Here is a 26,626-nt window from a genome sequence, read left to right as displayed (position 1 = left end):
CGGCCCGTAGGCTTCCCCCACCATGACGACCGTACGCATCCCCGAGGACTGGCCCGCCACCGAGGAGCAGGCCCGCGCCGTGCAGGACGAGCTGCGCGGGCGGGTGATCCTGGACGAGGTGGGACCACCCCCCGGGACCGGGCATGTGACGGGCGTCGACGTCGCCTACGACGACGAGCGGGACGTGGTCGTGGCGGCGGCGGTCGTCCTCGACGCGTCCGGGCTGGAGGTCGTCGCCGAGGCCACGGCGGTGGGCCGGGTCTCCTTCCCCTACGTGCCCGGGCTGCTCGCCTTCCGGGAGATCCCCGCGGTCCTCGCCGCCCTCGACGCGCTGCCGTGCCCGCCCGGCCTGGTCGTCTGCGACGGGTACGGCCTCGCGCACCCGCGCCGCTTCGGCCTGGCCACCCATCTCGGCGTCCTCACCGGCCTGCCCACGATCGGCGTGGCCAAGAACCCCTTCGTCTTCACCCACGACGACCCGGGCGCCGCGCGCGGCAGCTCCTCCGCGCTGCTCGACGGTGCCGAGGAGGTCGGCCGCGCCCTGCGGACCCGGGACGGCGTGAAGCCCGTCTTCGTCTCCGTGGGCCACCGCGTCTCGCCGGACAACGCCTGCGCCCACACCCTCGCGCTGACCCCGCGCTACCGGCTCCCGGAGACCACGCGCCGGGCGGACGCCCTGTGCCGCAAGGTCCTGAAGGAGACCTACTCCGCCTGACCGGTCACCCGCCAGTGACCGACCTCGCGGTACTCCGAGTCGTACACGGCCGCCCCGTCCCCGGGTGCGAGGGCGTAGTGGCGCAGATTGCCGCCCCAGTACCTCAGGATCCGGCCGAGCTCGCCCGCCGGGTCCTTCGCCAACGCCGCGTCGTCCATGGTGACTTCCAGAAGGAATCGCATGCCTTCCATCGTTCCATTGAAGGCGCGTGGGGACTTCTGCCTGCCGTACCGGGGCCGGGGCGCCGGAAGTCTCGAACCCCGGTGCAGGGTCCGGGCCGGCAGCGAGCGGGCTGAGTACGGACGCTGAGTACCCGTACGGATGTGCGCCCAGCCCGTCGCCGACAGGCTGGGCGCATGCCGACACACCGTGCACCGAAGCCAGTGGCCGCCCCGGACCGTCCCGTCGAGCGGGCCGTCGTCGCCGGACTCGTCCTCGCCGTGGCGGCGGGGCTCGCCTGGATCGGCGGGATGATCTACACGCTCACCGCGTGGCCGCTGTGAACCGCGTGTCCGTCACCGGGTGGCCGCCACGCGGAAGCGGATGCCCGCCGCGCGCAGCCGGCCGATCAGGGCGTCGCCCATCGCCACCGCCGTGGTGACCTGACCCGCCGTCCGGGGAAGGTCGTCCAAGGCCAGGCACAGGGCCGACTCGCCGAGCATCTTCGCCGTCTCGTCATAGCCGGGATCGCCACCCGAGACCTCCGTGAAGACGCGCCGGCCGCCGCCCTCGCCCACGAACCGGACCGAGAACCAGCTCCTGGCCCGCTTCTGCGCGTCGGGCCCGTCGCCGGGCTTGAGCCGGTCCGACAACCAGCGCCGCGCGGGCGGCACCTGGGCCGCCGCGACGAGCGCGCCCAGCGCCGCCACCCCTCCCGCCACCACGGGCAGGTGCCGGACGGCGGCGTACTGGCGATAGCGGAAGTCGGGCCCGTAGCGGTCCAGGGCCGCCGCCGAGCGCCGCACGATCTGCGGGTCGATGGTCGGCATCGGCAGCGCCCAGGCACCGACCTCCCCGGCGAAGCGCGGCGTGCCGAGCGGCGCCGACGCCCGCCGTCCGACCAGCCGCGGCTCGTGCCGCCGCCGGTCCCGCGCGGCCGCCGCCATCTGCCGCCGGCGGGCGATCTGGTGGAGGGCCGAGGCGAAGGTCCCGCCCGAGAACGCCGCGTCCGCCGTCACGAACCCCTCGATGCTCAGCGGCACGTCCTCGGGGAGCTGCTGCACGGTGAAGTACACGCCGAGGTCGTGCGGGACCGAGTCGAACCCGGCGGCGTGCACCAGCCGGGCCCCGGTCTCCCGCGCGCGTGCGTCGTGCCGGACGTACATCAGGTCCACGAACTCCGGCTCGCCACACAGGTCCAGATAGTCCGTCCCCGCGTCCGCGCAGGCGGCCACGAGCTCCTCCCCGTAGGCGAGGTACGGGCCGACCGTCGTCGCCACCACGCGCGCGTCGCGGGCCAGTGCGCGCAGCGACGCCGGGTCGGAGGCGTCCGCCCGGACCACCCCGACCCCGGCGGGCAGCCGTTCGCCCAGCCGCTCCAGCTTCTCGGCGCTGCGGCCCGCGATCGCCCAGCGCAGGCCCTCGGGAGCGTGCGCGGCGAGGTGTTCGGCGGTGAGCGCGCCGGCGAAACTCGTGGCTCCGAAGAGCACGATGTCGTACGGACGGTCCGTCTGGCTTTGCCTGCTCATGACACCCCTCGGTCGTGCAGCCCGTGCCGCTGTCGGTGGCCGAGGCTAGCGTGAGGGGTGCGGAGCCCGACGACGAGCCCGGAGGAACGCGATGGCCGTGCCCGGACATGCCCTGAAGAAGCGGGAGAAGGTACGCGCGTTCGCGCTGGGGCTGCCGGGCGCCGTCGAGGAGTTCCCGTGGGGCGAGTCCGTCGCGAAGGTCAACCGGAAGGTCTTCGTCTTCCTGGGCGTGCGGGACGGCAGCCACCCCCTGGGGGTGACGGTGAAGCTCACGGACGGGACGGCGCACGCGCACGCGCTCGCCTGCCCCGGCGCCGAACCCGCCGGGTACGGCCTGGGCAGGGCGGGCTGGGTGAGCGTCCCCCTGGAGGCGCCGGGCGCCCCGGCCGCGGAGCTCCTGTGCGACTGGGTGGAGGAGAGCTACCGGGTGATCGCGCCGAAGCGGCTCATAGCGGAGCTGGACGGAGGCTGACCCGTACGGCACATTGCTAAGCGCTTGCTCGTTCAGCTCTTGTGCGGAGTGGAACGTGTTCTTAGCATCGCTGGTGTTACATCACTTGTGTCACGGCACTGGGGGCTGGATGACCACGGCAAGGACGCCCGGGCACGGTCCGCTCACCGGTGTGCGGGTCGTCGAGCTGGCCGGCATCGGGCCCGGCCCGTTCGCCGCCATGCTCCTGGCCGACCTCGGCGCCGACGTGGTGCGCGTGGACCGGCCCGGCGGCCCCGGCCTCGGCATCGACCCGGCGTACGACGTCACCAACCGCAACAAGCGCTCGGTGGTCGTCGATTTGAAGTCACCGGACGGCGCCGGACGGGTGCTCGACCTCGCCGCCCGCGCCGACGTGCTGATCGAGGGGTACCGCCCCGGCGTCGCCGAGCGCCTGGGTGTCGGCCCCGAACCCTGCCACGCCCGCAACCCCCGCCTGGTCTACGGCCGGATGACCGGCTGGGGCCAGGACGGACCGCTCGCCCGGCGCGCCGGGCACGACATCGCCTACCTCGCCCCCACCGGCGCCCTCGGCATGACCGGCGACCCCGGCGCGCCGCCCGCGGCCCCCGCCAACCTGCTCGGCGACTACGCGGGCGGTTCCCTCTACCTCGTGGTCGGCGTCCTCGCCGCCCTCCACCACGCGCGGGCGACCGGGACCGGGCAGGTCGTCGACGCGGCCATCGTCGACGGCACCGCCCACCTCGCCACGATGATCCACGGCATGCTCGCCGCCGGGGTCTGGCAGGACCGCCGCGGCGCCAACCTGCTCGACGGCGGCTGCCCCTACTACGGCACCTACGAGACGGCCGACGGCCGGTACATGGCGGTCGGCGCCCTGGAGCCGCAGTTCTACGCGGAGTTCCTGGCCCTGCTCGGCATCGAGGACCAGGACGGCGCCCACGCGGACGTCACCCGCTGGGGCGCGCTGCGCGAGGAGATCGCCGCCCGCTTCAAGGCCCGCACCCGGGACGAGTGGACGGCCCTCTTCGACGGCACCGACGCGTGCGTGGCGCCCGTGCTGTCGCTGCGCGAGGCACCCCTCCACCCGCACCTGGCCGCCCGCGGCACCTTCACCGACCACGGCGGCATCACCCAGCCCGCCCCGGCCCCCCGCTTCTCCGCGACCCCGACCACCGTCCGCAGCGCCCCGGCCCGGCCGGGCGCCGACACCGCGGACGTCGCCCGGGAGTGGGACGTGCCCGGGCTGCTCCCAGCGTCCCGAAACCCTCAGTGAAAGGCCCTCTCGTGAGCACCGAAGCGTACGTCTACGACGCGATCCGCACCCCGCGCGGGCGCGGCAAGGCCAATGGCGCCCTGCACGGCACCAAGCCCATCGACCTGGTCGTCGGGCTCATCCACGAGATCCGCGACCGCTTCCCGGACCTCGACCCGGCCGCCGTCGACGACATCGTCCTCGGCGTCGTCGGCCCGGTCGGCGACCAGGGCTCCGACATCGCGCGCATCGCGGCCATCGCCGCCGGGCTGCCCGACACCGTCGCGGGCGTCCAGGAGAACCGCTTCTGTGCCTCGGGCCTGGAGGCCGTCAACCTGGCCGCCGCGAAGGTCCGTTCCGGCTGGGAGGACCTCGTCCTCGCCGGCGGCGTCGAGTCGATGTCCCGCGTACCGATGGCCTCCGACGGCGGCGCGTGGTTCAACGACCCGATGACCAACCTCCAGGTCAACTTCGTGCCGCAGGGCATCGGCGCCGACCTCATCGCCACCATCGAGGGCTTCTCCCGCAGGGACGTCGACGAGTACGCGGCGCTCTCCCAGGAGCGGGCCGCCACTGCCATGAAGGACGGCCGTTTCGACAGGTCCGTCGTCCCGGTGAAGGACCGCAACGGGCTCGTCGTCCTCGACCACGACGAGTTCCCGCGCCCCGGCACCACCGCCGACTCCCTCGCCAAGCTCAAGCCGTCCTTCGCGGACATCGGCGAGCTCGGCGGCTTCGACGCCGTGGCCCTCCAGCAGTACCACTGGGTGGAGAAGATCGACCACGTCCACCACGCGGGCAACTCCTCGGGCATCGTGGACGGCGCCTCGCTCGTCGCGATCGGCTCCAGGGAGGTCGGCGAGCGCTACGGCCTCACGCCCCGCGCCCGGATCGTCTCCGCCGCCGTCTCCGGCTCCGAGCCCACCATCATGCTCACCGGTCCCGCCCCGGCCACCCGCAAGGCCCTCGCCAAGGCCGGGCTCTCCATCGACGACATCGACCTCGTCGAGATCAACGAGGCGTTCGCGGCGGTCGTGCTGCGCTTCGTCAAGGACATGGGCCTGTCCCTGGACAAGGTCAACGTCAACGGCGGCGCGATCGCCCTCGGCCACCCGCTCGGCGCCACCGGCGCGATGATCCTCGGCACCCTCGTCGACGAACTCGAGCGCCAGGACAAGCGCTACGGCCTCGCCACGCTGTGCGTCGGCGGCGGCATGGGCGTCGCCACCATCGTCGAGCGCATCTGACCCCCTCCCGACGGATCACACGGAGCACCTCCACATGAGCACTGAGCCCACCACCATCCGCTGGGAACAGGACCGCACCGGCCTCGTCACCCTGGTCCTCGACGACCCGAACCAGTCCGCGAACACCATGAACCAGGCGTTCCGCGACTCCCTCGCCGCGGTCGCCGACCGGCTGGAGGCCGAGAAGGACTCCATCCGGGGCGTCATCGTCACCTCCGCCAAGAAGACCTTCTTCGCCGGCGGCGACCTGCGCGACCTGATCCGCGTCACACCGGAGACCGCGCAGCAGCTCTTCGACGGCGGCATGGCCGTCAAGCGGAACCTGCGCCGCATCGAGACCCTCGGCAAGCCCGTCGTCGCCGCCCTCAACGGCGCGGCCCTGGGCGGCGGTTACGAGATCGCCCTGGCCTGCCACCACCGCGTCGCCCTGGACGCACCCGGCTCGAAGATCGGCTGCCCCGAGGTCACCCTCGGACTGCTGCCCGGCGGTGGCGGCGTGGTCCGCACCGTCCGCCTGCTCGGCATCGCCGACGCCCTGCTCAAGGTCCTCCTCCAGGGCACCCAGTACAGCCCGCGCCGCGCCCTCGACAACGGCCTCGTCGACGAGGTCGCCGACAGCCACGAGGACATGCTCGCCAGGGCCCGCGCCTTCATCGACGCCCACCCCGAGTCCCAGCAGCCCTGGGACAGGCCCGGATACCGGATCCCGGGCGGCACCCCGGCCCACCCCAAGTTCGCCGCGAACCTGCCCGCCTTCCCGGCCACCCTGCGCAAGCAGACGGGCGGCGCCCCCTACCCGGCCCCGCGCAACATCCTCGCCGCGGCCGTCGAGGGCGCCCAGGTCGACTTCGAGACCGCGCAGGTCGTCGAGGCCCGCTACTTCGTCGAACTGGCCGCCGGCCAGACCGCGAAGAACATGATCCAGGCGTTCTTCTTCGACCTCCAGGCCGTCAACTCCGGCGCCAACCGCCCCCAGGGCGTCGAACCCCGCACGGTCCGCAAGGTCGCCGTCCTCGGCGCCGGGATGATGGGAGCCGGCATCGCCTACTCCTGCGCCCGCGCCGGCATCGAGGTCGTCCTCAAGGACGTGTCCCTGGAGGCGGCCCTCAAGGGCAAGGGCTACTCCGAGAAGCTGTGCGCCAAGGCCGTGGCCAAGGGCCGCACGACCCGGGAGAAGGCCGACGCCCTGCTGGCCCGCATCACGCCCACCGCCGAGGCGCAGGACCTGGCCGGCTGCGACGCCGTGATCGAGGCCGTCTTCGAGGACACCTCCCTCAAGCACAAGGTCTTCCAGGAGGTGCAGCACGTCGTCGCCCCCGACGCGCTGCTGTGCTCCAACACCTCCACCCTGCCCATCACCGCCCTGGCCGAGGGCGTCGAGCGCCAGGCCGACTTCATCGGACTGCACTTCTTCTCGCCGGTCGACAAGATGCCGCTCGTCGAGATCATCAAGGGCGAGCGCACGGGCGAGGAGGCGCTGGCCCGCGCCTTCGACCTGGTCCGGCAGATCAACAAGACGCCGATCGTCGTCAACGACTCGCGCGGCTTCTTCACCTCCCGCGTCATCGGCCAGTTCATCAACGAGGGCGTCGCCATGGTCGGCGAGGGCATCGAGCCCGCCTCCGTCGAGCAGGCCGCGGCCCAGGCCGGCTACCCGGCCAAGGTGCTGTCCCTGATGGACGAACTGACGCTCACCCTGCCGCGCAAGATCAGGGCCGAGTCCAAGCGGGCGGTCGAGGAGGCGGGCGGCACCTGGACGCCCCACCCCGCCGAGACCGTCGTCGACCGCATGGTCGACGAGTTCGGCCGCACCGGCCGCAGCGGCGGCGCCGGCTTCTACGACTACGACGAGGACGGCAAGCGCGCCGGGCTCTGGCCGGGGCTGCGCGAGCACTTCACCCGGCCCGGGCACACCATCCCGTTCGAGGACATGCAGGAGCGGATGCTGTTCTCCGAGGCGCTGGACACCGTCCGGCTGCTGGAGGAGGGCGTGCTGACGTCCGTCGCCGACGCCAACATCGGCTCCCTCCTCGGCATCGGCTTCCCGGGCTGGACCGGCGGCGTGCTCCAGTACATCAACGGCTACGACGGCGGCGCCGGGGCAGGCGTCGGCCTGCCCGGCTTCGTGGCCCGCGCGCGGGAACTCGCCGAGCGCTACGGCGACCGGTTCACGCCGCCCGCGCTGCTGGTGGAGAAGGCCGAGAAGGGGGAGCGGTTCGCCGACTCAGCCCGCCGCTGACCCGTCGGACGCCCCGGTCAGCCACGCGCCCAGCTCTTCCTTCAGCGACCGCTGGAACGCGGTGAGCAGCGCCTGCACCACCAGCGGGTGCATGTGCGCGGACAGGGACCGCACGTCCTGTGCGTCCCGCTCCGCCACCTCACCGCGGAAGAGCCCGGACAGCTCCCGGGCCGCGGCGCGCGCGTGCTCCAGCAGCACCGTGCGCGCCGCGGAGATGGCCCGCTGCGACAGGGGCACGTCCAGCAGGCCCACGCCCAGCCGCAGCAGCCCCAGATCGGCCTCGTAGCCGCCGTCCGCCGGCCGGATCACGCCCATGGCGGCGAGCCGCTCGACATCCTCCCCGTCCAGCGGCCGCCCGGCCCGCCGCGCCAGCTCCTCCCGGGTGACCGTCTCGACGGTCTCCGGCGACCAGGAGGCCACCACCGCCCGGTGGACGGCGAGGTCGTGCGCGCTCAGGCCGGGCGGCAGCCGGCGCAGATACCGCTCGATGCCGGACAGGGTCATGCCCTGCTGCTGCAGCTCCTCGATCAGCGCCAGCCGGGACAGGTGCGCGCGGCCGTAGTGCCCGACGCGCCGCGGGCCGAGCACCGGCGGCGGCAGCAGCCCCTTCGTCCCGTAGAAGCGGACCGTGCGCACGGTGACACCGGCCCGGGCGGCCAGCTCGTCGATCGTGAGGGTCGGCTCCTCGGTGTCGGTCGTCATGTGCAGCAGTATCGCTGTCCCACCAATGGTGTGAAACCTCACCGGCACCGTGTGCGGACCTTGTGAGAAGTCACGCTTGGTGACCCCGGTCACCGTGTGCGCGGCGAGGCGTGTGGGAAGGTGCTGCCTTGGTCTGTGCCGCGTCACAAGGGTGGTACGGGCCGACGCACTGTACGGACCCCGGGCCCACGACGTCCGGGGCGATCCAGAGAGTGGAACCACCCGTGAGCAAGGACGCCGTGAACACGGCTGCGGCCACGCCGCGTACCGATGCGGCCCAGGTGCCCGCGGACGCGGGCGACGCCGGCTACAGCAAGGACCTCAAGGCCCGCCACGTCAACATGATCGCCATCGGCGGTGCCATCGGCACCGGCCTCTTCCTCGGCGCCGGCGGCCGTCTGCACAACGCCGGCCCCGCGCTGGCGATCGCCTACCTGGTCTGCGGCATCTTCGCCTTCTTCGTGGTCCGGGCGCTCGGCGAGCTCGTCCTGTACCGCCCCTCCTCGGGCTCCTTCGTGTCGTACGCGCGCGAGTTCCTCGGCGAGAAGGGCGCGTACGTCGCCGGCTGGATGTACTTCCTCAACTGGTCGACCACCGGTATCGCCGACATCACCGCCATCGCGCTGTACACGCACTACTGGAGCCTGTTCACCGACATCCCGCAGTGGGTGCTCGCGCTGATCGCCCTCGCCGTGGTGCTGGCCGTGAACCTGATCTCGGTGAAGATCTTCGGCGAGATGGAGTTCTGGTTCGCGATCATCAAGGTCGCGACGCTCGTCGGCTTCATGCTCATCGGCATCTTCCTGCTCGCCACCCAGCGGGAGGTCGGCGGCCAGACCCCGGGCCTGAGCGTGATCACCGACAACGGGGGCGTGTTCCCGCACGGCATGATGCCCGTCGTCCTCGTGATGCAGGGTGTGATCTTCGCGTACGCCGCGCTGGAGCTGGTCGGCGTCGCGGCGGGCGAGACCGCGGAGCCGGAGAAGGTCGTCCCGCGCGCGGTGAACTCGATCATGTGGCGGGTCGCTCTCTTCTACGTCGGCTCCGTCGTCCTGCTGGCCCTGCTGCTGCCGGGCTCGGTCTACTCGGCCGACCAGAGCCCCTTCGTCACGGTGCTGTCGAAGATCGGCGTCCCGGCCGCGGGTGACGTGATGAACCTGGTGGTCCTGACGGCCGCCATGTCCTCCCTGAACTCGGGCCTGTACTCCACGGGCCGCATCCTGCGCTCCATGGCGATGGCCGGCTCCGCGCCGAAGTTCACCGCCCGCATGAACCGCAGCCAGGTCCCGTACGGCGGCATCCTGCTCACCTGCGGGGTGTGCGTGCTGGGCGTCGGCCTGAACTTCCTCGTCCCGGCCCAGGCCTTCGAGATCGTGCTGAACGTCGCCTCCCTCGGCATCATCAGCACCTGGGTGATCATCATGATCTGCCACCTGGTCTTCGTCCGCCGCGCCAAGGCGGGCCTGATCAGCCGCCCCGCCTTCCGCCTGTTCGGCAGCCCCGTCACGGAGATCACCACGATCGCCTTCCTGCTGGCCTGCCTCGGCATGATGTGGAACGACCCGGAGGTCGGCCGCAAGACCCTCCTGCTCGTCCCCGTCATCGCGGTCATGCTGGTCGCGGGCTGGTTCGGCATCCGCCGCCGCGTGTCCCGCACGACGGACCAGGAGCTGTCGCGCCTGGCGGAGTAGGCCCCTCGACGCCCCCCTGGGCGCCGCCCTGCCCGAGTCGCCGTGCCACCCCCGCCGTCAGCCCTGCCTCTCGAAGGAGCGCAGCAGGCAGGCGGTCAGGTGGTCGGTGATCGTGCCGGTGGGGTCCAGGCGGGGGTTGAGGATCGTGACGGTGAGGCCCACCGCGTCGCCGCCCGAGAGCGCCGTGCGGAGCACGGTCTCCAGGTCCTGCCAGGACAGGCCGTCCGGCTGGCGGTAGTCCACGGCGGGCATCACCGCGTCGTCCAGGACGTCGACGTCGAGATGCACCCAGTAGCCCGCGTCCGCGCCGCCGCCGGTCAGCAGGCCCACCGCGCGCCGGGCCGCCTCACCCGCGCCCAGGGCGCGCACGATGTCCAGGTCCATCGCGTGCAGCGCGTCCGGCAGCGGCTGCATCCCGTACGCCGCGGACTCCTCCGCGTCCCGGAAACCCAGGGCGACCACGTCCTCGTCCCGGACCAGCGGCCCCCTGCCCTCCAGGTCGGCCAGCACGCGCGGCCCCCGGCCGGTGGCGAGGGCGAGTTCCATGGACGCCACCTCGCCGGCCGGCTCCGCCTCGGGCTGGTAGAAGTCGCTGTGCCCGTCCAGGAACAGCAGGCCGTGCCGGTCCCGGCGGCGCAGCGCCAGCAGGGCGCCCAGCAGCACGCTGCAGTCGCCGCCGAGCACCACGGGGAAGCGGCCCTCGTCCAGGAGGGCCCCCACGGCGTCGGCCAGCGCTCCGGAGTACGCGGCGACCGCGTCCCCGTTCAGCAGACCGGTCGCCGCATCCCGCTCCGGGTCGTACGGCGGCGGCTCCACCCGCCCCGCCCGCACCGCGCCCAGCCCCTCGGCCAGCCCGGCGTCGAGCAGCGCCCCCGGCAGCTCCTCCACACCGGTCGGCCGCAGCCCGAGCACGGACGGCGCCTCGACGATCGCCACGTCCCGCACGCCGCCTCCTCGTCACCGGCCGGCCACCACGTCATCGGCGGGCCCACGCGCCGCCGGGCCGGTGACGCCGGTGCGCCCATCCGCCCCGGCCGCCCCCACCGGGCGCGCATGGGCCCACCGTAGACCGGGACGCCCGGCGGGGCGCGTCAGTGCCGGTGCTCCGGCCGCCCGTGGACGCCGTTCGTCGCGGCGATCTTCTTCCAGGACCTCGGCTGCTCCACGGCCGCCGGCCCCTTCGCCACCGCCGCGGCCCGGGCCGCGGGCGCCCCCGGCTTCGACGGCTGGAACAGCCACGTGTCGAACAGCGCGGCCAGCGGCTTGCCGGACACCTCCTCGGCGTACCGCCGGAAGTCGGCCACCGACGCGTTGCCGTGCGCGTGCTCGCGCGGCCAGCCCTTCAGGATCGCGAAGAACGCCTCGTCGCCGACCTTGTTGCGCAGCGCCTGGACGGCCAGCGCGCCGCGGTCGTAGACGGCGATGTCGAACTGGTCGTCCGGGCCGGGATCGCCGGGCCGTACCGTCCAGAACGGGTCCTCGGCGGGGTGCGAGGCGTAGACGTGGTCGGCGAGTTCCTGTGCCGTGCCCTCGCCCTCGTGCTCCGACCACAGCCACTGCGCGTACCGGGCGAAGCCCTCGTTGATCCAGACGTCCTTCCAGCCCTTGAGCGACACGGAGTCGCCGTACCACTGGTGGGCCAGCTCGTGCACCACGACGGACACGTTCGCGCCGCTGGCGAACTGCCGCGGGCTGTAGAACGGCCGCGTCTGCGTCTCCAGCGCGTACCCGGTGTTCGTGTTCGGCACGTACCCGCCGAGCGCGTCGTAGGGGTACGGCCCGAAGTACCCGGCCAGCCAGTCCGCGACCTCCCCGGTCCGCTCGACGCTCGCCCGGGCCGCGCCGGCGTTGTCCCCGAGGTCCTCGCTGTAGGCGTTGAGGACCGGGATGCCGCTCTCGCTCGTGCCGGTGGTGATGTCGAACTTCCCGACCGCCAGCGTGGCGAGGTAGGTGGCCTGCGGCTTGTTCGAGCGCCAGTTCCAGCGGGTCCAGCCCAGCCGTGAAGTCGTCGACTGGAGCCTGCCGTTGGAGATCGCCTGGGTGCCGTCCGGGACGAGCACGGACACGTCGTAGGTGGCCTTGTCCAGCGGGTGGTCGTTGGCGGGGAACCACCACGCCGCCGCCTCGGGCTCGTTGGCGGCGACACCCCCGTCCGGGGTGCGGTGCCAGCTGGTGAACCCGAACGCCTTCTTCGAGGAGGGCACCCCGCGGTAGCGCACGACGACCGTGACGGGCGTGCCCTTCGCCAGCGGCTTCCTCGGCGTGATCTCCAGCTCCTGCTCGCCCGAGGTGCGGTGCGCGGCCGTGACGCCGTTGACGCGCACCTCGGTGACGTCCAGCAGGAAGTCCAGGTTGAAGCGCGACAGGTCCTGCGTGGTGCGGGCGACGACGGTCGCCGTGCCCTCCAGTTCGTCGGTGGCCGGCTGGTACTTCAGCCTCAGGTCGTAGTGCGAGACGTCGTAGCCGCCGTTGCCGTAGGCCGGGTAGTAGGGGTCGCCGGCACCCGGAGCGCCGGGGGAGAGGGAGGCGGCCGATGCCGGGATCGCCAGCAGGGTGACGGCCGCTGCCAGGGCTCCCGGCGCGATGATTCTGCGGTGCACGCAAAGCTCCAAGTCGTGGGGTCCCGAAGTCTGTGACGAACCTATTCACCCCCTGCGCCGCTCGTCATGTCCATGGCCCTCGCTGTCACACGATCGCCATTCGGCCGACACGCGACACCACCCCCGCGGGCCCCGCCCGGACACGCCGGTCCGTCAGCTGCCCTCTTCTGAACCGGAGTTCACCGATGTAGCGTCCGCCGCATGCCGAAACGCACGCGCTTCACGACCTGGAGACCGCTCGCGACGGCGGCCACGGCCGCCCTGATGGCCACCCTGCTCACCCCGGCCACCGCGTCCGCCGCCCCCCGCGAGAGCCGGCCCGTCCACTCCTACGCCGACGCCGTCCGCGACGCCGTCTGGGTGGACACCGGACTCGACGGCGACCGCGACGGGAAGGCCGACCGGGTCGCCGTCGACATCGTCCGCCCCCGCGAAGCCGCTCGCCAGGGCCGCAAGGTCCCCGTCATCATGGACGCCAGCCCGTACTACTCCTGCTGCGGGCGCGGCAACGAGAGCCAGAAGAAGACGTACGACGCGAACGGCGACGTCGTGCAGATGCCGCTCTACTACGACAACTACTTCGTGCCCCGTGGCTACGCCGTGGTCGGCGTGGACCTGGCCGGAACCAACCGCTCGGACGGCTGCGTCGACGTCGGCGGCCGCTCCGACGTGCGGTCCGCGAAGGCCGTGGTCGACTGGCTCAACGGCCGCGCCAGGGCCTACACCACCCGCACCGGCACCACCCGCGCCACGGCGGACTGGACCAACGGCCGCACCGGGATGATCGGCAAGAGCTGGGACGGCACCATCGCCAACGGCGTCGCCGCCACCGGTGTCGAGGGCCTGGAGACCATCGTCCCCATCAGCGCCATCTCCTCCTGGTACGACTACTACTTCCAGCAGGGCGCCCCGCTCTACGACTCCGGCCCCGAGTGGCTGGCGGACTACGTCAACAGCCCCGCAGCGCGCGCCAAGTGCGGTCCCGTCCAGCAGAAGCTGACCGAGGGCGCCCCGCGCACCGGCGACTGGACCCCGCTGTGGAGCGAGCGCGACTACGTCAAGGCCGCCCGCAAGGTGAAGGCCAGCGTCTTCCTCGTCCACGGCATGCAGGACCTCAACGTCCGCATGAAGCACGTCGGCCAGTGGTGGGACGCCCTGGCGAGGAACGGCGTCGAGCGCAAGATCTGGCTCTCCCAGACCGGCCACGTCGACCCCTTCGACTTCCGGCGCGGCGCCTGGGTCGAGACCCTCCACCGCTGGTTCGACCACGCGCTCATGGGCTACGACAACGGCATCGACCGCGAGCCCATGGCCGACGTCGAACGCGCCCCGGGCACCTGGCAGACCTCCCGGACCTGGCCGCCGAGCGGCACCCGCGCCGTCACCCTGCGCCCCGGCGAGGGCGCCCGGGAAGGTGTCGGCACTCTCGGACTGCGCCGCGGCCACGGCACGGAGACCTTCACCGACGACCCGCGGCTGAACGAGACCGACTGGGCCGCCCACCTCGACGACCCGACGCCGGAGAAGGCCGGGTTCACCACCGGGCCGCTCACCCGGGACCTGCGCCTGGCCGGCTCCTCGAGGGTCACCGTCACCGCGACGCCCTCCACGCCGACGGCACACCTGTCCGCCGTGCTCGTGGACGTCGGCCCCGCCACCGTCCGCGACTACGCCGACGCCGGTGAGGGCATCACCACGCTCCCGGAGCGCAGTTGCTGGGGAGCGAGCACCGCGGGTGACAGCTCCTGCTTCAAGGAGACGAAGCCGAAGACCGCCGACGTCGACTACACCGTCGTCAGCCGCGGCTGGGCCGATCTCGGCAACCACGCCTCCGCCGGGAAGGGCTCGCCGCTCACCCCGGGCGAGCGGTACACGATCACCCTCGACCTGGCGGCCACCGACCACGTCGTGCGCAAGGGCCACCGCCTGGCGCTGATCGTCGGCGGAACCGACCAGGGGCTGATCGACCCGCCCGCCGACCGGCCGACGCTCACCCTCGACCTGTCCCGCACCTCGGCGCACGTCCCGTTCACCGGCGGAGCCGCCGCGTTCGCCCGTGCCACCTCGGGCACGGCGTCCGCGAGCCCCGACGCGGGCCGCCTGGACGGCGTGCGGGAACCGCGCACCACCCACCGCGTCCCGGAGGGAGGCCGATGAGCCGCCGCACCACCCCCGTCGGAGCACTGATCGCCACCACCGCGGCGCTCGCGGCGTCCCTGGTCGCCGCACCGGCCCAGGCGTCCGCGGACTCCGTGCCGCGCACCGGTTTCGAGCGGACGAACGGCGCCCGCTGGACCACCCAGCCCGAGGAGCAGGACTTCCTGCGCGCCGTCGACCGGTCCAGCGGCCGCGTCTCGGTGACCCGTTTCGGCACCACCGCGCAGGGCCGCCCGCTCCAGCTGGTCCGTATCGGCAGGGCGGCGAGCCCCACCTCGGTGCTCCTCGTGTGCAGCCAGCACGGCGACGAACCGGCCGGCCGCGAGGCCTGCCTGACCACCGTCCGCGATCTCGCCCTCGCCCGCGACAGCCGCACCCGGCGGTTCCTGGACCGCACCACGGTCCTGGTCGTGCCCACCGCCAACCCCGACGGCCGCGCCGCCGACACCCGGGGCAACGCCGACGGCGTCGACATCAACCGCGACCACCTCGCCCTGCGCACCGCCGAGGGCCGCGCGCTGGCCGCCGTCATCCGCGACCGGCGCCCCGACATCGTCTACGACCTGCACGAGTACGGCGCCACACCCCCGTACTACGACAAGGACCTGTTCGACCTGTGGCCCCGCAACCTCAACACCGACCAGGACGTCCACGACGAGGCGCGGACCCTGTCCGAGGCGTACGTGCGCCCCGCCGCCCGGCGGGCCGGCCACTCCATCGGCACCTACGGCATCTGGACCGACCCCGCCACCGGTGATCCCGTGCGGCAGGTCGCCGGGGACGGACAGGAGCGGATCCTTCGCAACATGTCCGGCGTGAAACACGCGGTGGGGCTGCTGATCGAGAGCCGGGTCGACCCGCTCACCGAGGCCGAGAAGGCCGACGAGGCCCTCAACAACCGCCGCCGGGTGACCTCGCAACTGGAAGCCCTGGACGGTTTGTTCGCCCACACCGACCAGCGCCGGGCCCGGATCGCGCTCACCACGGCCAAGGCCCGGCTCGCCGGCCTGGCGGACACCGGTCCGGTCTACGTGGGCGGCGCCGACAACGAGGCCCCCGAACCGGCCGACGTCATCCAGGACCCGCCCTGCGCCTACCGCCTGACCGCCGCCCAGTACGCCGAGGTCGGGGACGAACTCGCCCTGCACGGCGTGCGCGTGCGCAAGGACCGCGAGGGCGTCCTCGTCCCGCTGCGCCAGCCGCTGCGGGCCCTCGTCCCGTTGTTGCTCGACGACCGGGCCGAGTACCACCTGATCGGAGGATCAACCGAAACCGCATGTTGACAGGGGTGAAAATGCGCCAGTCGTGGTAGCAGCGTGTACGGAGGAGCAACACCTCCGCTGCTGTCCCGATGAAAGGTGCCGCCTGTGACGCAAGAACGACCAAGCGACAAGGGTTCCCCGGAGGGGACCGCGCTACCGGGGTCGGAAGCGGGGCTGCCCGGTCAGGACCGGCCGCAGACCGACCGCATCGTCTTCGGCGTCACGGCGGTGCTCACCCTGGCCTTCGTGGTGTGGGGCGCCACCGCGACCGACTCGCTCGAAGACGTCTCCACCACCTTGCTCGGCGGGCTGATGCACAACGGAGGCTGGGCGTTCATGCTCGCCGCCTCCGGCTTCGTCGTCTTCGCCCTCTGGCTCGCGATCAGCCGCTACGGCCGGATCCACCTGGGCGCGGAGGGCGAGGAGCCGGAGTTCCGCACGGTCTCCTGGGTCGCGATGATGTTCAGCGCCGGCATGGGCATCGGCCTGATGTTCTACGGCGTGAGCGAACCGCTGTCACACTACAACACCGCCCCGCCGGGCACCGACCCGGCCGACTCCGGTGACCGCATGGAAACCGCCATGGCCACCACGCTGTTCCACTGGACCTTGCACCCGTGGGCCATCTACGCCGTGGTCGGTCTCGCCATCGCCTACAGCACCTTCCGCAGGCGGCGCCGGCAGACCATCAGCGCCGTGTTCACCCCGCTCATCGGCCGGAAGAACGCCAACGGCGGCATCGGCCGGGCCATCGACGTCCTCGCGATCATCGCGACGGTCTTCGGCTCCGCCGCGTCCCTGGGTCTCGGCGCGCTCCAGATCGGCTCCGGCGTCCAGGAGCTGGACTGGATGGACGAGGTGAGCACCGGGCTGCTCGTCACGATCATCGCCGTGCTGACCCTGGCCTTCGTGGCGTCCGCCATCTCCGGTGTGGAGAAGGGCATCCAGTGGCTGTCCAACACCAACATGGTGCTGGCGCTGGTGCTCGCCCTGTTCGTCTTCGTCGCGGGTCCGACCATCATCGTGCTCGACCTGCTGCCCACCTCCGTCTTCGCCTACCTCGGCGACCTGCCCCAACTGGCCGGGCGCACGGAGGCCAGCGGCGGCGAGGGCGTCGCCGACTGGCTCGGCAGCTGGACGGTCTTCTACTGGGCGTGGTGGATCTCCTGGACGCCCTTCGTCGGCATGTTCATCGCCCGGATCAGCCGCGGCCGGACGATCCGGCAGTTCGTCGGCGGTGTCATCCTCGTGCCCAGCACGGTCAGCCTGATCTGGTTCGCGATCTTCGGCGGCTCGGCGATGAAGATGCAGGAGGAGGGGCAGCTCGGCAAGGAGACGACCCCGGAGGGCCAGCTCTTCGACGTGCTCCAGCAGTTCCCGATCGCGACGGTCACGAGCCTGCTGGTGATGGTCCTCGTCGGCATCTTCTTCGTCTCGGGCGCCGACGCGGCGTCGATCGTCATGGGCACCCTGTCGCAGAAGGGCGCCCTCGAACCCGGCCGCTTCGTGGTCGTGTTCTGGGGTGTGGTCACCGGCGCGGTGGCCGCCATCATGCTGCTGGTCGGCAGCGGGCAGGGGGACGCCCTGACGGGCCTGCAGAACCTCACGATCCTCGCGGCGGCGCCGTTCGTCGTCGTGATGATCTTCATGTGCGTCGCCCTCATGCGCGACCTGCGCCGCGACCCGGTGATCGTCCGCGAGCGGATGGGCTCCGAGGCCGTCGAACAGGCCGTGATCGAGGGCCACACCAAGTACGACGGCGAGTTCGAACTCCGCGTCGGCCCGGGCCGCGGCCCGGACGTGGAGGGAGACCCGGTCGGCAAGCACTGACCCACCCACCGCACGAGGGCGGCCCGGCCACGACGGCCCGGGCCGCCCTCGCCGTGTGCCACGGCCACGACCGTCCGGGCCGCCCTGGGCGTGCGTTGCGGGCACGATCGTCCGGGCCGCCCTGGGCGTGCGTTGCGGGCACGATCGTCCGGGCCGCCCTGGGCGTGCGTCGCGGCCAGGATCGCCGGGGCCGCCCTCGCCGTGCGTTGCGGCCAGGATCGTCCGGGTCGCCCTTGGCCGTGCGTTGCGGCCACGACCGTCCGGGCCGCCCTGGGCGTGCGTTGCGGCCAGGATCGCCGGAGCCGCCCTCGCCGTGCGTTTCGGCCACGATCGTCCGGGTCGCCCTTGGCCGTGTGCCACGGCCACGACCGTCTGGGTCGCCCTGGGCGTGCGTTGCGGCCAGGATCGTCCGGGTCGCCCTCGGCCGTGCGTCGCGGCCACGATCGTCCGGGTCGCCCCCGGCGTACGTCGCGGCTACGACCGTCCGGGCCGCCCTCCCCGTGCGTCGCGGCCCGTTCCGCCTCAGGCCGAGGCCAGCCGGGCCGCCTCCCGCGCGCAGCCCCAGGCCACCGTGACGCCCGCGCCGCCGTGCCCGTAGTTGTGCACCAGGACGCGGCCGTCCGGCAGCCGCTCACGGTCCAGGCGGACCGCGTCACGCACCGGGCGCAGTCCCACCCGGTGCTCCAGCACCCGCGCCCCGGCGACCTCCGGCCGCAGCGCGGCGCAACGCCGCACGATCGCCTCGGCCGCAGCCGGGTCCGGCTCCGTCGACCAGGCGTCCTCCTCGCTGGTACCGCCGAGGACGAGCCCGCCGGGCTGCGGGAACATGTACGCGTGCTCCCCGGCCGCGTCGGTGGCGACCAACCACGTGTCGATCCCGGGGTTCTCCACCACGACCAGCTGCCCGCGCACGGCCCGTACGGCCGGGTCCGGCACCAGCTCGCGCGCCCCCAGCCCCGTGCAGTTGACCACCACGGGCGCGTCCACCTCCCCGAGGGACGCCACCGCACGCGCCTGAACCACTCCGCCCGCCGCGGTGAACCGGTCGCGCAGCCAGGGCAGATGGGCCGGCATGTCGATCAGCGGCAGCCGCGCCCGCACACCCGTCCCGGCGTACTCCTCGGCCGTGGCCGCCCGCAGCCCGGGCACCCGGCCCGCCAGCCACCCGTCGACCTCGTCGAACCGGGTGTCACCCAGGACGCCTTCGACCATGCGGACGCCGGACGCCCCGGACCCCGCCGCCAGTTCCTCGTACACCTCCAGCGACCGCAGGGCCCACGTCCGCGCGAGCGCCATCGGCTCGATGCGGTACGGCCACCACAGCGCACCCGCGACGGCGGAGGTGGTCGCCTGCACGGCGTCCCGCGTCCACACCCGCACCCGGTGCCCCCGCTCGGCGAGCACCACCGCCGTCGTCAGCCCGACGACGCCGCCCCCGACCACCACGATCGCCTCACGCGTCCCGCTCCGCATACGGGGACGGTAGCGGAATGCGGCCTGGCCCTGCTCATCTCACCCCGCCCACTAGGATCGGCGCTCTGATGACTGCCACCCTCGTCGCCAAGAACCTCGCCGCCGGGCACGCCGACCGCGCCCTGTTCACCGGGCTCGACCTCGTCGTCGCGCCCGGCGACGTGATCGGCCTGGTCGGCGCCAACGGCGCGGGCAAGTCCACCCTGCTGCGGATGCTCGCCGGCCTCACCACCCCCGAGCAGGGCGAACTGCGCCTGTCCCCGCCGGCCGCCACCGTCGGTCACCTCCCGCAGGAGCCGGACCGCCGCCCCGGCGAGACCGTCCGCGCGTTCCTGGCCCGGCGCACGGGCGTCACCGAGGCGCAGCGCGCCATGGACGAGGCGACCCAGGCGCTGGTCGACGGCGCGCCGGGCGCCGACGACGCCTACGCCACCAGCCTGGAGCGCTGGCTCGGCCTGGGCGGCGCCGACCTCGACGAACGCGCCGAGGAGGTCGCCGGTTCACTGGGCCTCGCCGTGGACCTGGACCAGCCGATGACGTCCCTGTCCGGCGGCCAGGCGGCCCGTGCCTCACTCGCGTCCCTGCTGCTGTCCCGCTACGACGTCTTCCTGCTCGACGAGCCGACCAACGACCTCGACCTGGACGGCCTCGAGCGCCTCGAACGCTTCGTCGCCGGCCTGCGCGCCGGCACGGTCGTCGTCAGCCACGACCGCGAGTTCCTCACCCGCACCGTGACCAAGGTCCTCGAACTCGACCTGGCCCAGGGGCAGATCAACCTCTACGGCGGTGGCTACGAGGCCTACCTGGAGGAGCGGGAGGTGGCCCGCCGGCACGCCCGTGACGACTACGAGGAGTACGCCGACAAGAAGGCCGCCCTCCAGGACCGCGCACAGATGCAGCGCTCCTGGATGGACAAGGGCGTCAGGAACGCCCGGCGCAAGGCGGGCGGCGACAACGACAAGATCGGCCGCAAGTTCCGCAGCGAGGCCAGCGAGAAGCAGGCCGCGAAGGCCCGGCAGACCCAGCGCATGATCGAGCGCCTCGACGTCGTCGACGAGCCGCGCAAGGAGTGGGAGCTGCGCATGGAGATCGCCTCGGCCCCGCGCTCGGGCGCCGTCGTCGCGACGCTGCGCGACGCCGAGGTGCGCCGCGGCGGCTTCGTCCTCGGGCCGGTCTCCCTCCAGATCGACTGGGCTGACCGGGTGGCGGTCACGGGCGCCAACGGCTCCGGCAAGTCCACCCTGCTCGCCGCCCTGCTCGGCCGCGTCCCCCTGGACGCCGGCCACGCCGCGCTCGGCTCGGGCGTGCTGCTCGGCGAGGTCGACCAGGCCCGCAAGCTGTTCCACGGCCCCACGACCCTGCTCGACACGTTCCGGGCAGCCGTCCCGGACACCGAACCGGTCGAGGTCCGCACCCTCCTGGCCAAGTTCGGCCTCAAGACCGACCACGTCCTGCGCCCGGCGGCGACGCTGTCCCCGGGCGAGCGCACCCGGGCCGCGCTGGCGCTGCTCCAGGGCCGGGGCGTGAACCTCCTGGTCCTCGACGAGCCGACCAACCACCTCGACCTGCCGGCCATCGAGCAGCTGGAGTCCGCGCTCGACGCGTACGAGGGCACCCTGCTGCTGGTCACGCACGACCGCCGCATGCTGGACGCGGTCCGGGTCACGCGCCGCCTGGAGGTGGCCCACGGGAAGGTGACCGAGCGCTAGGGCCCGCCGTTCGGACCATTCCGGCGTCGCGGGGCTCGAGTCGGCTGACAGAGCCGAGCCTCATGGCCGGGCCGATCCGAACGACCGACCCTGGGCGGCCGCCAGGCGCCGGGCCAGGGAGGGGTAGTCCACGACGAACCCCTCGCCGTCGACCCGCAGGTCGCTGCGGACGTCACCGGAGGCGAAGCCGACCCGGCCGGGCCGCAGATGGGTGTACGTCTGGCGTGACGGGTGCACCGTCAGGTCCGGCACGGACACCCAGGCCATCAGGAACTCCACCTCGCCCGGCCCCCGGTGCAGTCCGTGGCGCAGCACCGGCATGGTGTTGGTCAGGGGGCACCGGGCCAGGTCGCAGTCGAGGGCGCCGTCGACGACCGGGAGCCGTTCGCCGTCCGCGGTCCAGGCGCCCGCGCCGTCGTGCCGCAGGTCGAGCGTGCGGCTGCCGTCCGCGGAGTCGACCGTCACCCGCAGCCGGCGGGTGACGAACCCGTCGGCGGTCTCCAGGTCGTAGGTCACCCAGTAGGGCTCCGGTGCGACGCCGACGGCCCGCCCGCGCGCCCGCAGCAGGCCGTCCCGCACCTGGATCCAGGCGGTCTCGACCCCACGGCTCGCGAACACCTCCCAGGTGAGGACGCGTGCGGCGGACATGACGCCAGTGTAGGTCCGCCGCCCGGCCGAGGGCGTGGGGAACTGCGCGACCGGTCACGACGGACCCGCAGCTCCCCACGGCACGAGCACTCCGGCCGGGCCGTCAGCGGCGACCGTTCTTCGGATCGACCAGACCGGCCCGGCGCAGGGCGTCGGCCATGGCACCGTTCGCCGGCGCGGGAGCCTGACGCGACCCGCCGCCCTGACCCCCGCGACCACCGCTCTGGCCCCCGCGACCACCGCCCTGGCCGCCGCGGCCACCGCCGCCCTGCCGCTGCTGAGGCGGTCGCCCGCCCCGCTGGCGGCGCTCACGCTCGCCGGAGCCGCCGCCCTGGCCGCCCTGCGGTGCAGCCTCGTCGTCCAGACGCAGCGTCAGCGAGATGCGCTTGCGCGGGATGTCGACGTCCTGGACCTTCACCTTCACGATGTCCCCGGGCTTCACCACGTCGCGCGGGTCCTTCACGAACGTCCTCGACATCGCGGAGACGTGCACCAGACCGTCCTGGTGGACGCCGACGTCGACGAACGCGCCGAAGGCGGCGACGTTCGTCACCACACCCTCCAGGATCATCCCGGGCGTCAGGTCGGAGATCTTCTCCACGCCCTCCTTGAAGGCGGCCGTCCGGAACGCCGGACGCGGGTCGCGGCCCGGCTTCTCGAGCTCCTTGAGGATGTCGGTGACGGTCGGCAGGCCGAAGGACTCGTCCACGAAGTCCTGGGGCCGCAGCGAGCGCAGTACGGACGTGTTGCCGATGAGCGCCGCGACCTCCTGCCCGGCCGTCTTCACCATCCGCCGCACGACCGGATAGGCCTCGGGGTGCACGCTGGAGGCGTCCAGCGGGTCCTCGCCGCCGCGGATGCGCAGGAAGCCCGCGCACTGCTCGTACGCCTTGGGGCCGAGCCGGGCCACCTTCTTCAGCTCGCGGCGGGACGTGAACGGCCCGTTGGCGTCCCGGTGCGCCACGATGTTCTCGGCGAGCCCGGAGGTGATGCCGGAGACCCGGGCCAGCAGCGGGGCGGACGCGGTGTTGACGTCCACCCCCACGCCGTTCACACAGTCCTCCACGACCGCGTCCAGCGAGCGCGAGAGCTTCACCTCGGACAGGTCGTGCTGGTACTGCCCGACACCGATGGACTTCGGGTCGATCTTCACCAGTTCGGCCAGCGGGTCCTGGAGCCGGCGGGCGATCGACACGGCGCCGCGCAGCGACACGTCCATGTCGGGCAGCTCCTGCGAGGCGAACGCGGACGCCGAGTACACCGACGCGCCGGCCTCGGACACCATGACCTTGGTGAGGTTCAGCTCCGGGTGCCTGGCGATCAGCTCGCCCGCGAGCTTGTCGGTCTCGCGGGAGGCCGTGCCGTTGCCGATCGCGACGAGTTCCACCGCGTGCTGCTTCGCCAGCCGGGCCAGCTTGGCGAGGGCCTCGTCCCAGCGGTTGGCGGGGACGTGCGGGTGGATGACGTCCGTGGCGACGACCTTGCCCGTCGCGTCGACCACGGCCACCTTGACGCCCGTGCGGAAACCGGGGTCCAGCCCGAGGGTCGCGCGCGTGCCCGCCGGGGCGGCGAGCAGCAGGTCGCGCAGGTTCGCGGCGAAGACCCGCACCGCCTCGTCCTCGGCGGCCGTGCGCAGCCGCAGCCTGAGATCGATGCCGAGGTGGACCAGGACGCGGGTGCGCCACGCCCAGCGGACGGTGTCCTTCAGCCACTTGTCGGCGGGACGGCCCCGGTCGGCGATCCCGAACCGGTTCGCGATGATGCCCTCGTACGAGGACGGGCCGTCGGTCGGCTCCTCGGGTTCGAGGACGAGGTCGAGGACCTCCTCCTTCTCGCCGCGCAGCATGGCGAGGACGCGGTGGGAGGGCAGCTCGGTGAACGGCTCGGAGAAGTCGAAGTAGTCGGCGAACTTCGCGCCCGCCTCCTCCTTGCCGTCGCGCACCTTGGCGGCGAGCCGCCCGCGGGTCCACATGCGCTCGCGCAGCTCGCCGATCAGGTCGGCGTCCTCGGAGAACCGCTCGGTCAGGATCGCCCGGGCGCCGTCGAGGGCGGCCTGCGGGTCGGCGACGCCCTTGTCCGCGTCGACGAAGGCGGCGGCCGCGACGAGGGGGTCGACGCCGGGATCGCCGAGCAGCCCCTGCGCCAGTGGCTCCAGACCGGCCTCACGGGCGATCTGGGCCTTCGTGCGCCGCTTGGGCTTGAACGGCAGGTAGATGTCCTCCAGGCGGGCCTTGGTCTCGGCACCCCGGATCCGCGTCTCCAGTTCCTCGGTGAGCTTGCCCTGCTCGCGCACCGATTCCAGGATCGCCGTCCGCCGCTCTTCCAGCTCCCGCAGGTAGCGCAGCCGCTCCTCGAGCGTGCGCAGCTGCGCGTCGTCGAGCATCTCGGTCGCTTCCTTGCGGTAGCGGGCGATGAAGGGCACCGTCGAACCGCTGTCGAGCAGTTCCACGGCAGCCCTGACCTGCCGCTCCCGTACGCCGAGCTCCTCGGCGATCCTGCCTTCGATGGACCCGTTGGACCCGGGTGTCGTCACGATCCCGTACCGCCTTCTCCGCTGAGGTTGCGCGGCAATTGTGGCAGGTGACACCGACAGTCGGGGATCAGGGCGGCCCCCGGCGGGCCGGGGGCCGAGGTCAGGCCCTGCGGGTGGAGGACGAAGCCCCGCCGAACAGCCGGGCCAGGGCCCGGAAGGGAAGCGTCACGACGGTGGCGATGGCGCCGCCGATCTGGCGCAGCACGTCTGCGATGGCACGGAACACGAAATTCCCCTTTCCTCGTCCGCCTGGGAGGTCCTCGGAGTTCCTCGGCTTCCCTCGGATCTCCTCGTCTCCCGTTCCGGCCGCACCGGCCGGTGCAGAACAGGTACCTCGTCAACGGCTCACCATGCGTCACGACCGGACACGCGCTCGGGAGAAGGCCGCGGGCGGGCCGCCGCGACGGCCCGCCCGGGCGCCGGGTCAGGCCCTGCCGATCAGATCCGCCGGGAAGGCCCCCGCCGTCAGCGCCGCCTGTGCGAACGCCCCGCCCAGTTCCGTCAGCCGGGCCACACCCCCGGCGCCCAGGTGCTCGTAGGGGGCGCGGTCCAGGCGGTCCGTCTCCTGCTCGATCTCCGCGCGCAGGGCGGCACCCCGCTCGCTCAGCTCGCCGGACGACTCCAGCAGGCCGCGCTCGCGCAGCCGGTCCGTCGCCGCGGCCCAGTCCTGGGGGGTCCATCCCCGGGTGCCGAAGACCCACTTCGGGGCCATGCCCTTGCCCGTCGCCGTGTGCGTCACGACCGCCTCCAGGCCGTCCAGCCCGGCGGACATCAGGACGGCCAGGTGGCCGTCGCCCCGGTGCTCGCGCAGCAGGGTCGCCGCGTGCCAGTAGGCGAGGTGCGGCTCCTCGGGGACGGGCAGGTCGGCGTGGGCGGCGTACAGCGGGCGCGCCTCGCGCGAGCAGGCCTCGGCGGCGCGCAGCGCCAGGCGTGCCGCCTCGGCCATCTCCGCCGACGCCAGGACCTCCTCGCCGAGCAGCCGGCGCAGCGTCGCGTCGACCGCACGCGTGCGTGCCGCGAGCACCCGGGACGGTGCGGCCGTCTCCCAGACGGCCGGGACGTGCCGGGCCACCAGCGCGTACTTGTAGTTGTAGAAGGCGGCCGCCACCGGTCCGGCGCCGACCGGGCCGAGGGCGGCGGCACGCACGGCGAAGTTCACCGCGCGCGGATCGGTGATGCCGACGGCGCCCAGTTCCCGGCCCAGGTCGGGCGAGAAGTAGTGCGTCGCGTGCAGGGAGTTGAGCATGGTGTGGCAGCGTCGGCCGGCGCGCGGCTCCAGGGCGGCAGTCGTCATGCCCGGCAGGTTACCAACCGCTTGGTATGGCCTCCATGGCCGTGCGCCGCATGGCAGGAAAGGTGGGGAACCCGGCATTGCGGCCGTGTCCCGCCCCCGCGAAGAATCGGGGGCATGACCCAGCGCACGGTTCTCGTCGTCCTCTTCGACGGCCTGCAGAGTCTCGATGTCACCGGCCCCGTGGAGGTCTTCGCGGGTGCGGAACTGCTCCGCCCGGGCACCTACCGCATCCGCACGGCGTCCCTGGACGGGGCGCCGGTGCGCAGCACCAGCGGTCTGACCCTCGTGCCCGACCAGTCCCTGGCCGACGCGGCCGACGCGGCCGATCCGGACGTCCTGCTCGTCCCGGGCGGCAAGGGCAGCCTGCGGCCCGAGCCGCGGCTGGTCGACTGGGTGCGCGCGCACGGGCCGCGCGCCGCACGGCTGGTGTCCGTGTGCACCGGAGCCGCCGTGCTGGCCGAGGCGGGGCTGCTGGACGGCCGCCGGATCACCACGCACTGGGCGTACTGCGACCGGATCGCCCGCCGGCATCCCGCCGTCCGGATCGACCCCGACCCCGTCTACGTCCGCGACGGGAACGTCGCCACCTCGGCGGGCGTCACCGCCGGGATCGACCTCGCCCTCGCCCTGGTCGAGGAGGACCTGGGGCGGGAGACCGCCCTGACCGTCGCCCGCCACCTGGTGGTCTTCCTGCGCAGGCCGGGCAACCAAGCCCAGTTCAGCGCGCAGCTGGCCGCGCAGACGGCACACCGCGAGCCTCTGCGCGAGGTCCAGCGCCACATCGCCGAACGCCCGGGGGCGGATCTCTCGGTCGAGACCCTCGCCGCCCGCGCCCGGCTGTCGCCGCGCCACTTCGCCCGCGCGTTCCGCGCCGAGACCGGCACGACTCCGGGCCGCTACGTGGACCACGTCCGGCTCGAGCACGCCCGCCGCCTGCTGGAGGACACCGCCGACGGAGTCGAGGAGATCTCCCGCGCCAGCGGCTACGGCACCCCGGAGGCCATGCGCCGCGCCTTCGTCAAGGCTTTGGGGACCTCCCCGGCCGAGTACCGCCGCCGCTTCCGCCCGGCGACCGCGCCCTGACCACGGGCCGGCCCGCCCCCACCCACGCCCTGCCGCCGACCGAAGGGAC

General features: G+C 73.3%; 22 protein-coding genes. 12 read left to right on the top strand and 10 right to left on the bottom strand.

What is annotated here, in order from left to right; translation table 11 throughout:
- The first annotated feature begins 22 nt into the window (after nucleotides 1-22).
- A complete protein-coding gene (locus tag ACH4C6_RS09075) occupies nucleotides 23-715 on the top strand; it encodes an endonuclease V (RefSeq protein ID WP_398107855.1) in 693 nt (230 codons plus the stop codon).
- Here ACH4C6_RS09075 and ACH4C6_RS09070 read toward each other — a convergent pair.
- Complete coding sequence (locus ACH4C6_RS09070) at nucleotides 703-897, bottom strand: hypothetical protein (protein WP_398107854.1); 195 nt, start codon at nucleotides 895-897, stop codon at nucleotides 703-705. The genes ACH4C6_RS09075 and ACH4C6_RS09070 overlap by 13 nt on opposite strands.
- Nucleotides 898-1,071: 174 nt before the next feature.
- Between ACH4C6_RS09070 and mmpA the strand changes: the two genes are divergently transcribed.
- Nucleotides 1,072-1,218: a morphogenic membrane protein MmpA gene (gene mmpA / locus ACH4C6_RS09065; protein WP_398107853.1), complete on the top strand. Its 147-nt coding sequence runs from the start codon at nucleotides 1,072-1,074 to the stop codon at nucleotides 1,216-1,218.
- Nucleotides 1,219-1,230: 12 nt separating this feature from the next.
- On the opposite strand, the gene ACH4C6_RS09060 is transcribed toward mmpA, so the two are convergent.
- Entirely contained in the window at nucleotides 1,231-2,403 is a 1,173-nt protein-coding gene (locus ACH4C6_RS09060; protein WP_398107852.1) for a saccharopine dehydrogenase family protein, read from the bottom strand.
- Between the two features lie 91 nt (nucleotides 2,404-2,494).
- On the opposite strand from ACH4C6_RS09060, the gene ACH4C6_RS09055 reads away from it, so the two are divergent.
- The 4 genes from ACH4C6_RS09055 to ACH4C6_RS09040 all read left to right on the top strand — a co-directional run bounded on the left by ACH4C6_RS09055 (nucleotide 2,495) and on the right by ACH4C6_RS09040 (nucleotide 7,595).
- Nucleotides 2,495-2,875 (top strand): MmcQ/YjbR family DNA-binding protein, encoded by a 381-nt coding sequence (locus ACH4C6_RS09055; protein ID WP_398107851.1) that lies wholly within the window; start codon nucleotides 2,495-2,497, stop codon nucleotides 2,873-2,875.
- 109 nt (nucleotides 2,876-2,984) lie between these two features.
- The gene (locus ACH4C6_RS09050) at nucleotides 2,985-4,130 is read left to right on the top strand and encodes a CaiB/BaiF CoA transferase family protein (protein WP_398107850.1); all 1,146 of its coding nucleotides are present in this window, start codon (nucleotides 2,985-2,987) and stop codon (nucleotides 4,128-4,130) included.
- 11 nt (nucleotides 4,131-4,141) lie between these two features.
- On the top strand, nucleotides 4,142-5,356 hold the full coding sequence (locus ACH4C6_RS09045) for an acetyl-CoA C-acetyltransferase (protein WP_398107849.1): 1,215 nt from the start codon (nucleotides 4,142-4,144) through the stop codon (nucleotides 5,354-5,356).
- Between the two features lie 34 nt (nucleotides 5,357-5,390).
- Nucleotides 5,391-7,595 (top strand): 3-hydroxyacyl-CoA dehydrogenase NAD-binding domain-containing protein, encoded by a 2,205-nt coding sequence (locus tag ACH4C6_RS09040; RefSeq protein ID WP_398107848.1) that lies wholly within the window; start codon nucleotides 5,391-5,393, stop codon nucleotides 7,593-7,595.
- Here the strand turns inward: ACH4C6_RS09040 and ACH4C6_RS09035 are convergent.
- Entirely contained in the window at nucleotides 7,581-8,297 is a 717-nt protein-coding gene (locus tag ACH4C6_RS09035) for a MerR family transcriptional regulator (protein ID WP_398107847.1), read from the bottom strand. The genes ACH4C6_RS09040 and ACH4C6_RS09035 overlap by 15 nt on opposite strands.
- A 224-nt stretch (nucleotides 8,298-8,521) precedes the next feature.
- On the opposite strand from ACH4C6_RS09035, the gene ACH4C6_RS09030 reads away from it, so the two are divergent.
- On the top strand, nucleotides 8,522-9,988 hold the full coding sequence (locus tag ACH4C6_RS09030; RefSeq protein ID WP_398107846.1) for an amino acid permease: 1,467 nt from the start codon (nucleotides 8,522-8,524) through the stop codon (nucleotides 9,986-9,988).
- Between the two features lie 57 nt (nucleotides 9,989-10,045).
- Here ACH4C6_RS09030 and ACH4C6_RS09025 read toward each other — a convergent pair whose 3' ends face one another.
- Together ACH4C6_RS09025 and ACH4C6_RS09020 are read right to left on the bottom strand one after the other, a co-directional pair.
- Entirely contained in the window at nucleotides 10,046-10,933 is an 888-nt protein-coding gene (locus ACH4C6_RS09025; RefSeq protein WP_398107845.1) for an arginase family protein, read from the bottom strand.
- A gap of 146 nt (nucleotides 10,934-11,079) precedes the next feature.
- The gene (locus tag ACH4C6_RS09020; RefSeq protein WP_398107844.1) at nucleotides 11,080-12,588 is read right to left on the bottom strand and encodes a M1 family metallopeptidase; all 1,509 of its coding nucleotides are present in this window, start codon (nucleotides 12,586-12,588) and stop codon (nucleotides 11,080-11,082) included.
- Between the two features lie 201 nt (nucleotides 12,589-12,789).
- Between ACH4C6_RS09020 and ACH4C6_RS09015 the strand changes: the two genes are divergently transcribed.
- The 3 genes from ACH4C6_RS09015 to ACH4C6_RS09005 all read left to right on the top strand — a co-directional run bounded on the left by ACH4C6_RS09015 (nucleotide 12,790) and on the right by ACH4C6_RS09005 (nucleotide 17,837).
- Complete coding sequence (locus ACH4C6_RS09015) at nucleotides 12,790-14,745, top strand: Xaa-Pro dipeptidyl-peptidase (protein WP_398107843.1); 1,956 nt, start codon at nucleotides 12,790-12,792, stop codon at nucleotides 14,743-14,745.
- On the top strand, nucleotides 14,742-16,028 hold the full coding sequence (locus tag ACH4C6_RS09010) for a M14 family metallocarboxypeptidase (RefSeq protein ID WP_398107842.1): 1,287 nt from the start codon (nucleotides 14,742-14,744) through the stop codon (nucleotides 16,026-16,028). The genes ACH4C6_RS09015 and ACH4C6_RS09010 overlap by 4 nt, the downstream gene beginning before the upstream one ends.
- Before the next feature lie 84 nt (nucleotides 16,029-16,112).
- Nucleotides 16,113-17,837, top strand: coding sequence for a BCCT family transporter (locus ACH4C6_RS09005; RefSeq protein ID WP_398107841.1), 1,725 nt, complete (start codon nucleotides 16,113-16,115; stop codon nucleotides 17,835-17,837).
- 522 nt (nucleotides 17,838-18,359) lie between these two features.
- On the opposite strand, the gene ACH4C6_RS09000 is transcribed toward ACH4C6_RS09005, so the two are convergent.
- Entirely contained in the window at nucleotides 18,360-19,310 is a 951-nt protein-coding gene (locus ACH4C6_RS09000) for an FAD-dependent oxidoreductase (protein ID WP_398107840.1), read from the bottom strand.
- Nucleotides 19,311-19,378: 68 nt separating this feature from the next.
- Between ACH4C6_RS09000 and ACH4C6_RS08995 the strand changes: the two genes are divergently transcribed.
- Nucleotides 19,379-21,019, top strand: a complete 1,641-nt coding sequence (locus ACH4C6_RS08995) for an ABC-F family ATP-binding cassette domain-containing protein (RefSeq protein WP_398107839.1) — start codon at nucleotides 19,379-19,381, stop codon at nucleotides 21,017-21,019.
- Nucleotides 21,020-21,079: 60 nt separating this feature from the next.
- On the opposite strand, the gene ACH4C6_RS08990 is transcribed toward ACH4C6_RS08995, so the two are convergent.
- From ACH4C6_RS08990 to ACH4C6_RS08975, 4 genes are all read right to left on the bottom strand, one after another.
- Nucleotides 21,080-21,667 carry a putative glycolipid-binding domain-containing protein gene (locus tag ACH4C6_RS08990; RefSeq protein ID WP_398107838.1) on the bottom strand — a complete coding sequence of 196 codons (588 nt, stop codon included), beginning with the start codon at nucleotides 21,665-21,667 and terminating at the stop codon, nucleotides 21,080-21,082.
- 103 nt (nucleotides 21,668-21,770) lie between these two features.
- Nucleotides 21,771-24,200, bottom strand: coding sequence for a Tex family protein (locus tag ACH4C6_RS08985; protein ID WP_398107837.1), 2,430 nt, complete (start codon nucleotides 24,198-24,200; stop codon nucleotides 21,771-21,773).
- A gap of 100 nt (nucleotides 24,201-24,300) precedes the next feature.
- Complete coding sequence (locus tag ACH4C6_RS08980) at nucleotides 24,301-24,426, bottom strand: LPFR motif small protein (protein WP_267889763.1); 126 nt, start codon at nucleotides 24,424-24,426, stop codon at nucleotides 24,301-24,303.
- Nucleotides 24,427-24,624: 198 nt separating this feature from the next.
- Complete coding sequence (locus ACH4C6_RS08975) at nucleotides 24,625-25,494, bottom strand: hypothetical protein (RefSeq protein ID WP_398107836.1); 870 nt, start codon at nucleotides 25,492-25,494, stop codon at nucleotides 24,625-24,627.
- A 114-nt stretch (nucleotides 25,495-25,608) separates the two neighbouring features.
- Here ACH4C6_RS08975 and ACH4C6_RS08970 point away from each other — a divergent pair, with 114 nt between their 5' ends.
- Nucleotides 25,609-26,577, top strand: coding sequence for a GlxA family transcriptional regulator (locus ACH4C6_RS08970; RefSeq protein WP_398107835.1), 969 nt, complete (start codon nucleotides 25,609-25,611; stop codon nucleotides 26,575-26,577).
- Nucleotides 26,578-26,626: the final 49 nt, after the last annotated feature.

Source organism: Streptomyces sp. NPDC017943 (assembly GCF_044328425.1).
GTDB lineage: Bacteria > Actinomycetota > Actinomycetes > Streptomycetales > Streptomycetaceae > Streptomyces > Streptomyces djakartensis_A.
Note: the sequence above shows the minus strand (reverse complement) of the source record. Positions and strands in the feature narration are given on the sequence as shown.

Coding starts and splice junctions, on each gene's coding strand:
- ACH4C6_RS09075 (WP_398107855.1), top strand. CDS start 23: ATGACGACCGTACGCATCCCCGAGGACTGGCCCGCCACCGAGGAGCAG.
- ACH4C6_RS09070 (WP_398107854.1), bottom strand. CDS start 897: ATGCGATTCCTTCTGGAAGTCACCATGGACGACGCGGCGTTGGCGAAG.
- mmpA (WP_398107853.1), top strand. CDS start 1,072: ATGCCGACACACCGTGCACCGAAGCCAGTGGCCGCCCCGGACCGTCCC.
- ACH4C6_RS09060 (WP_398107852.1), bottom strand. CDS start 2,403: ATGAGCAGGCAAAGCCAGACGGACCGTCCGTACGACATCGTGCTCTTC.
- ACH4C6_RS09055 (WP_398107851.1), top strand. CDS start 2,495: ATGGCCGTGCCCGGACATGCCCTGAAGAAGCGGGAGAAGGTACGCGCG.
- ACH4C6_RS09050 (WP_398107850.1), top strand. CDS start 2,985: ATGACCACGGCAAGGACGCCCGGGCACGGTCCGCTCACCGGTGTGCGG.
- ACH4C6_RS09040 (WP_398107848.1), top strand. CDS start 5,391: ATGAGCACTGAGCCCACCACCATCCGCTGGGAACAGGACCGCACCGGC.
- ACH4C6_RS09035 (WP_398107847.1), bottom strand. CDS start 8,297: ATGACGACCGACACCGAGGAGCCGACCCTCACGATCGACGAGCTGGCC.
- ACH4C6_RS09015 (WP_398107843.1), top strand. CDS start 12,790: ATGCCGAAACGCACGCGCTTCACGACCTGGAGACCGCTCGCGACGGCG.
- ACH4C6_RS09010 (WP_398107842.1), top strand. CDS start 14,742: ATGAGCCGCCGCACCACCCCCGTCGGAGCACTGATCGCCACCACCGCG.
- ACH4C6_RS09000 (WP_398107840.1), bottom strand. CDS start 19,310: ATGCGGAGCGGGACGCGTGAGGCGATCGTGGTGGTCGGGGGCGGCGTC.
- ACH4C6_RS08995 (WP_398107839.1), top strand. CDS start 19,379: ATGACTGCCACCCTCGTCGCCAAGAACCTCGCCGCCGGGCACGCCGAC.
- ACH4C6_RS08990 (WP_398107838.1), bottom strand. CDS start 21,667: ATGTCCGCCGCACGCGTCCTCACCTGGGAGGTGTTCGCGAGCCGTGGG.
- ACH4C6_RS08975 (WP_398107836.1), bottom strand. CDS start 25,494: ATGACGACTGCCGCCCTGGAGCCGCGCGCCGGCCGACGCTGCCACACC.
- ACH4C6_RS08970 (WP_398107835.1), top strand. CDS start 25,609: ATGACCCAGCGCACGGTTCTCGTCGTCCTCTTCGACGGCCTGCAGAGT.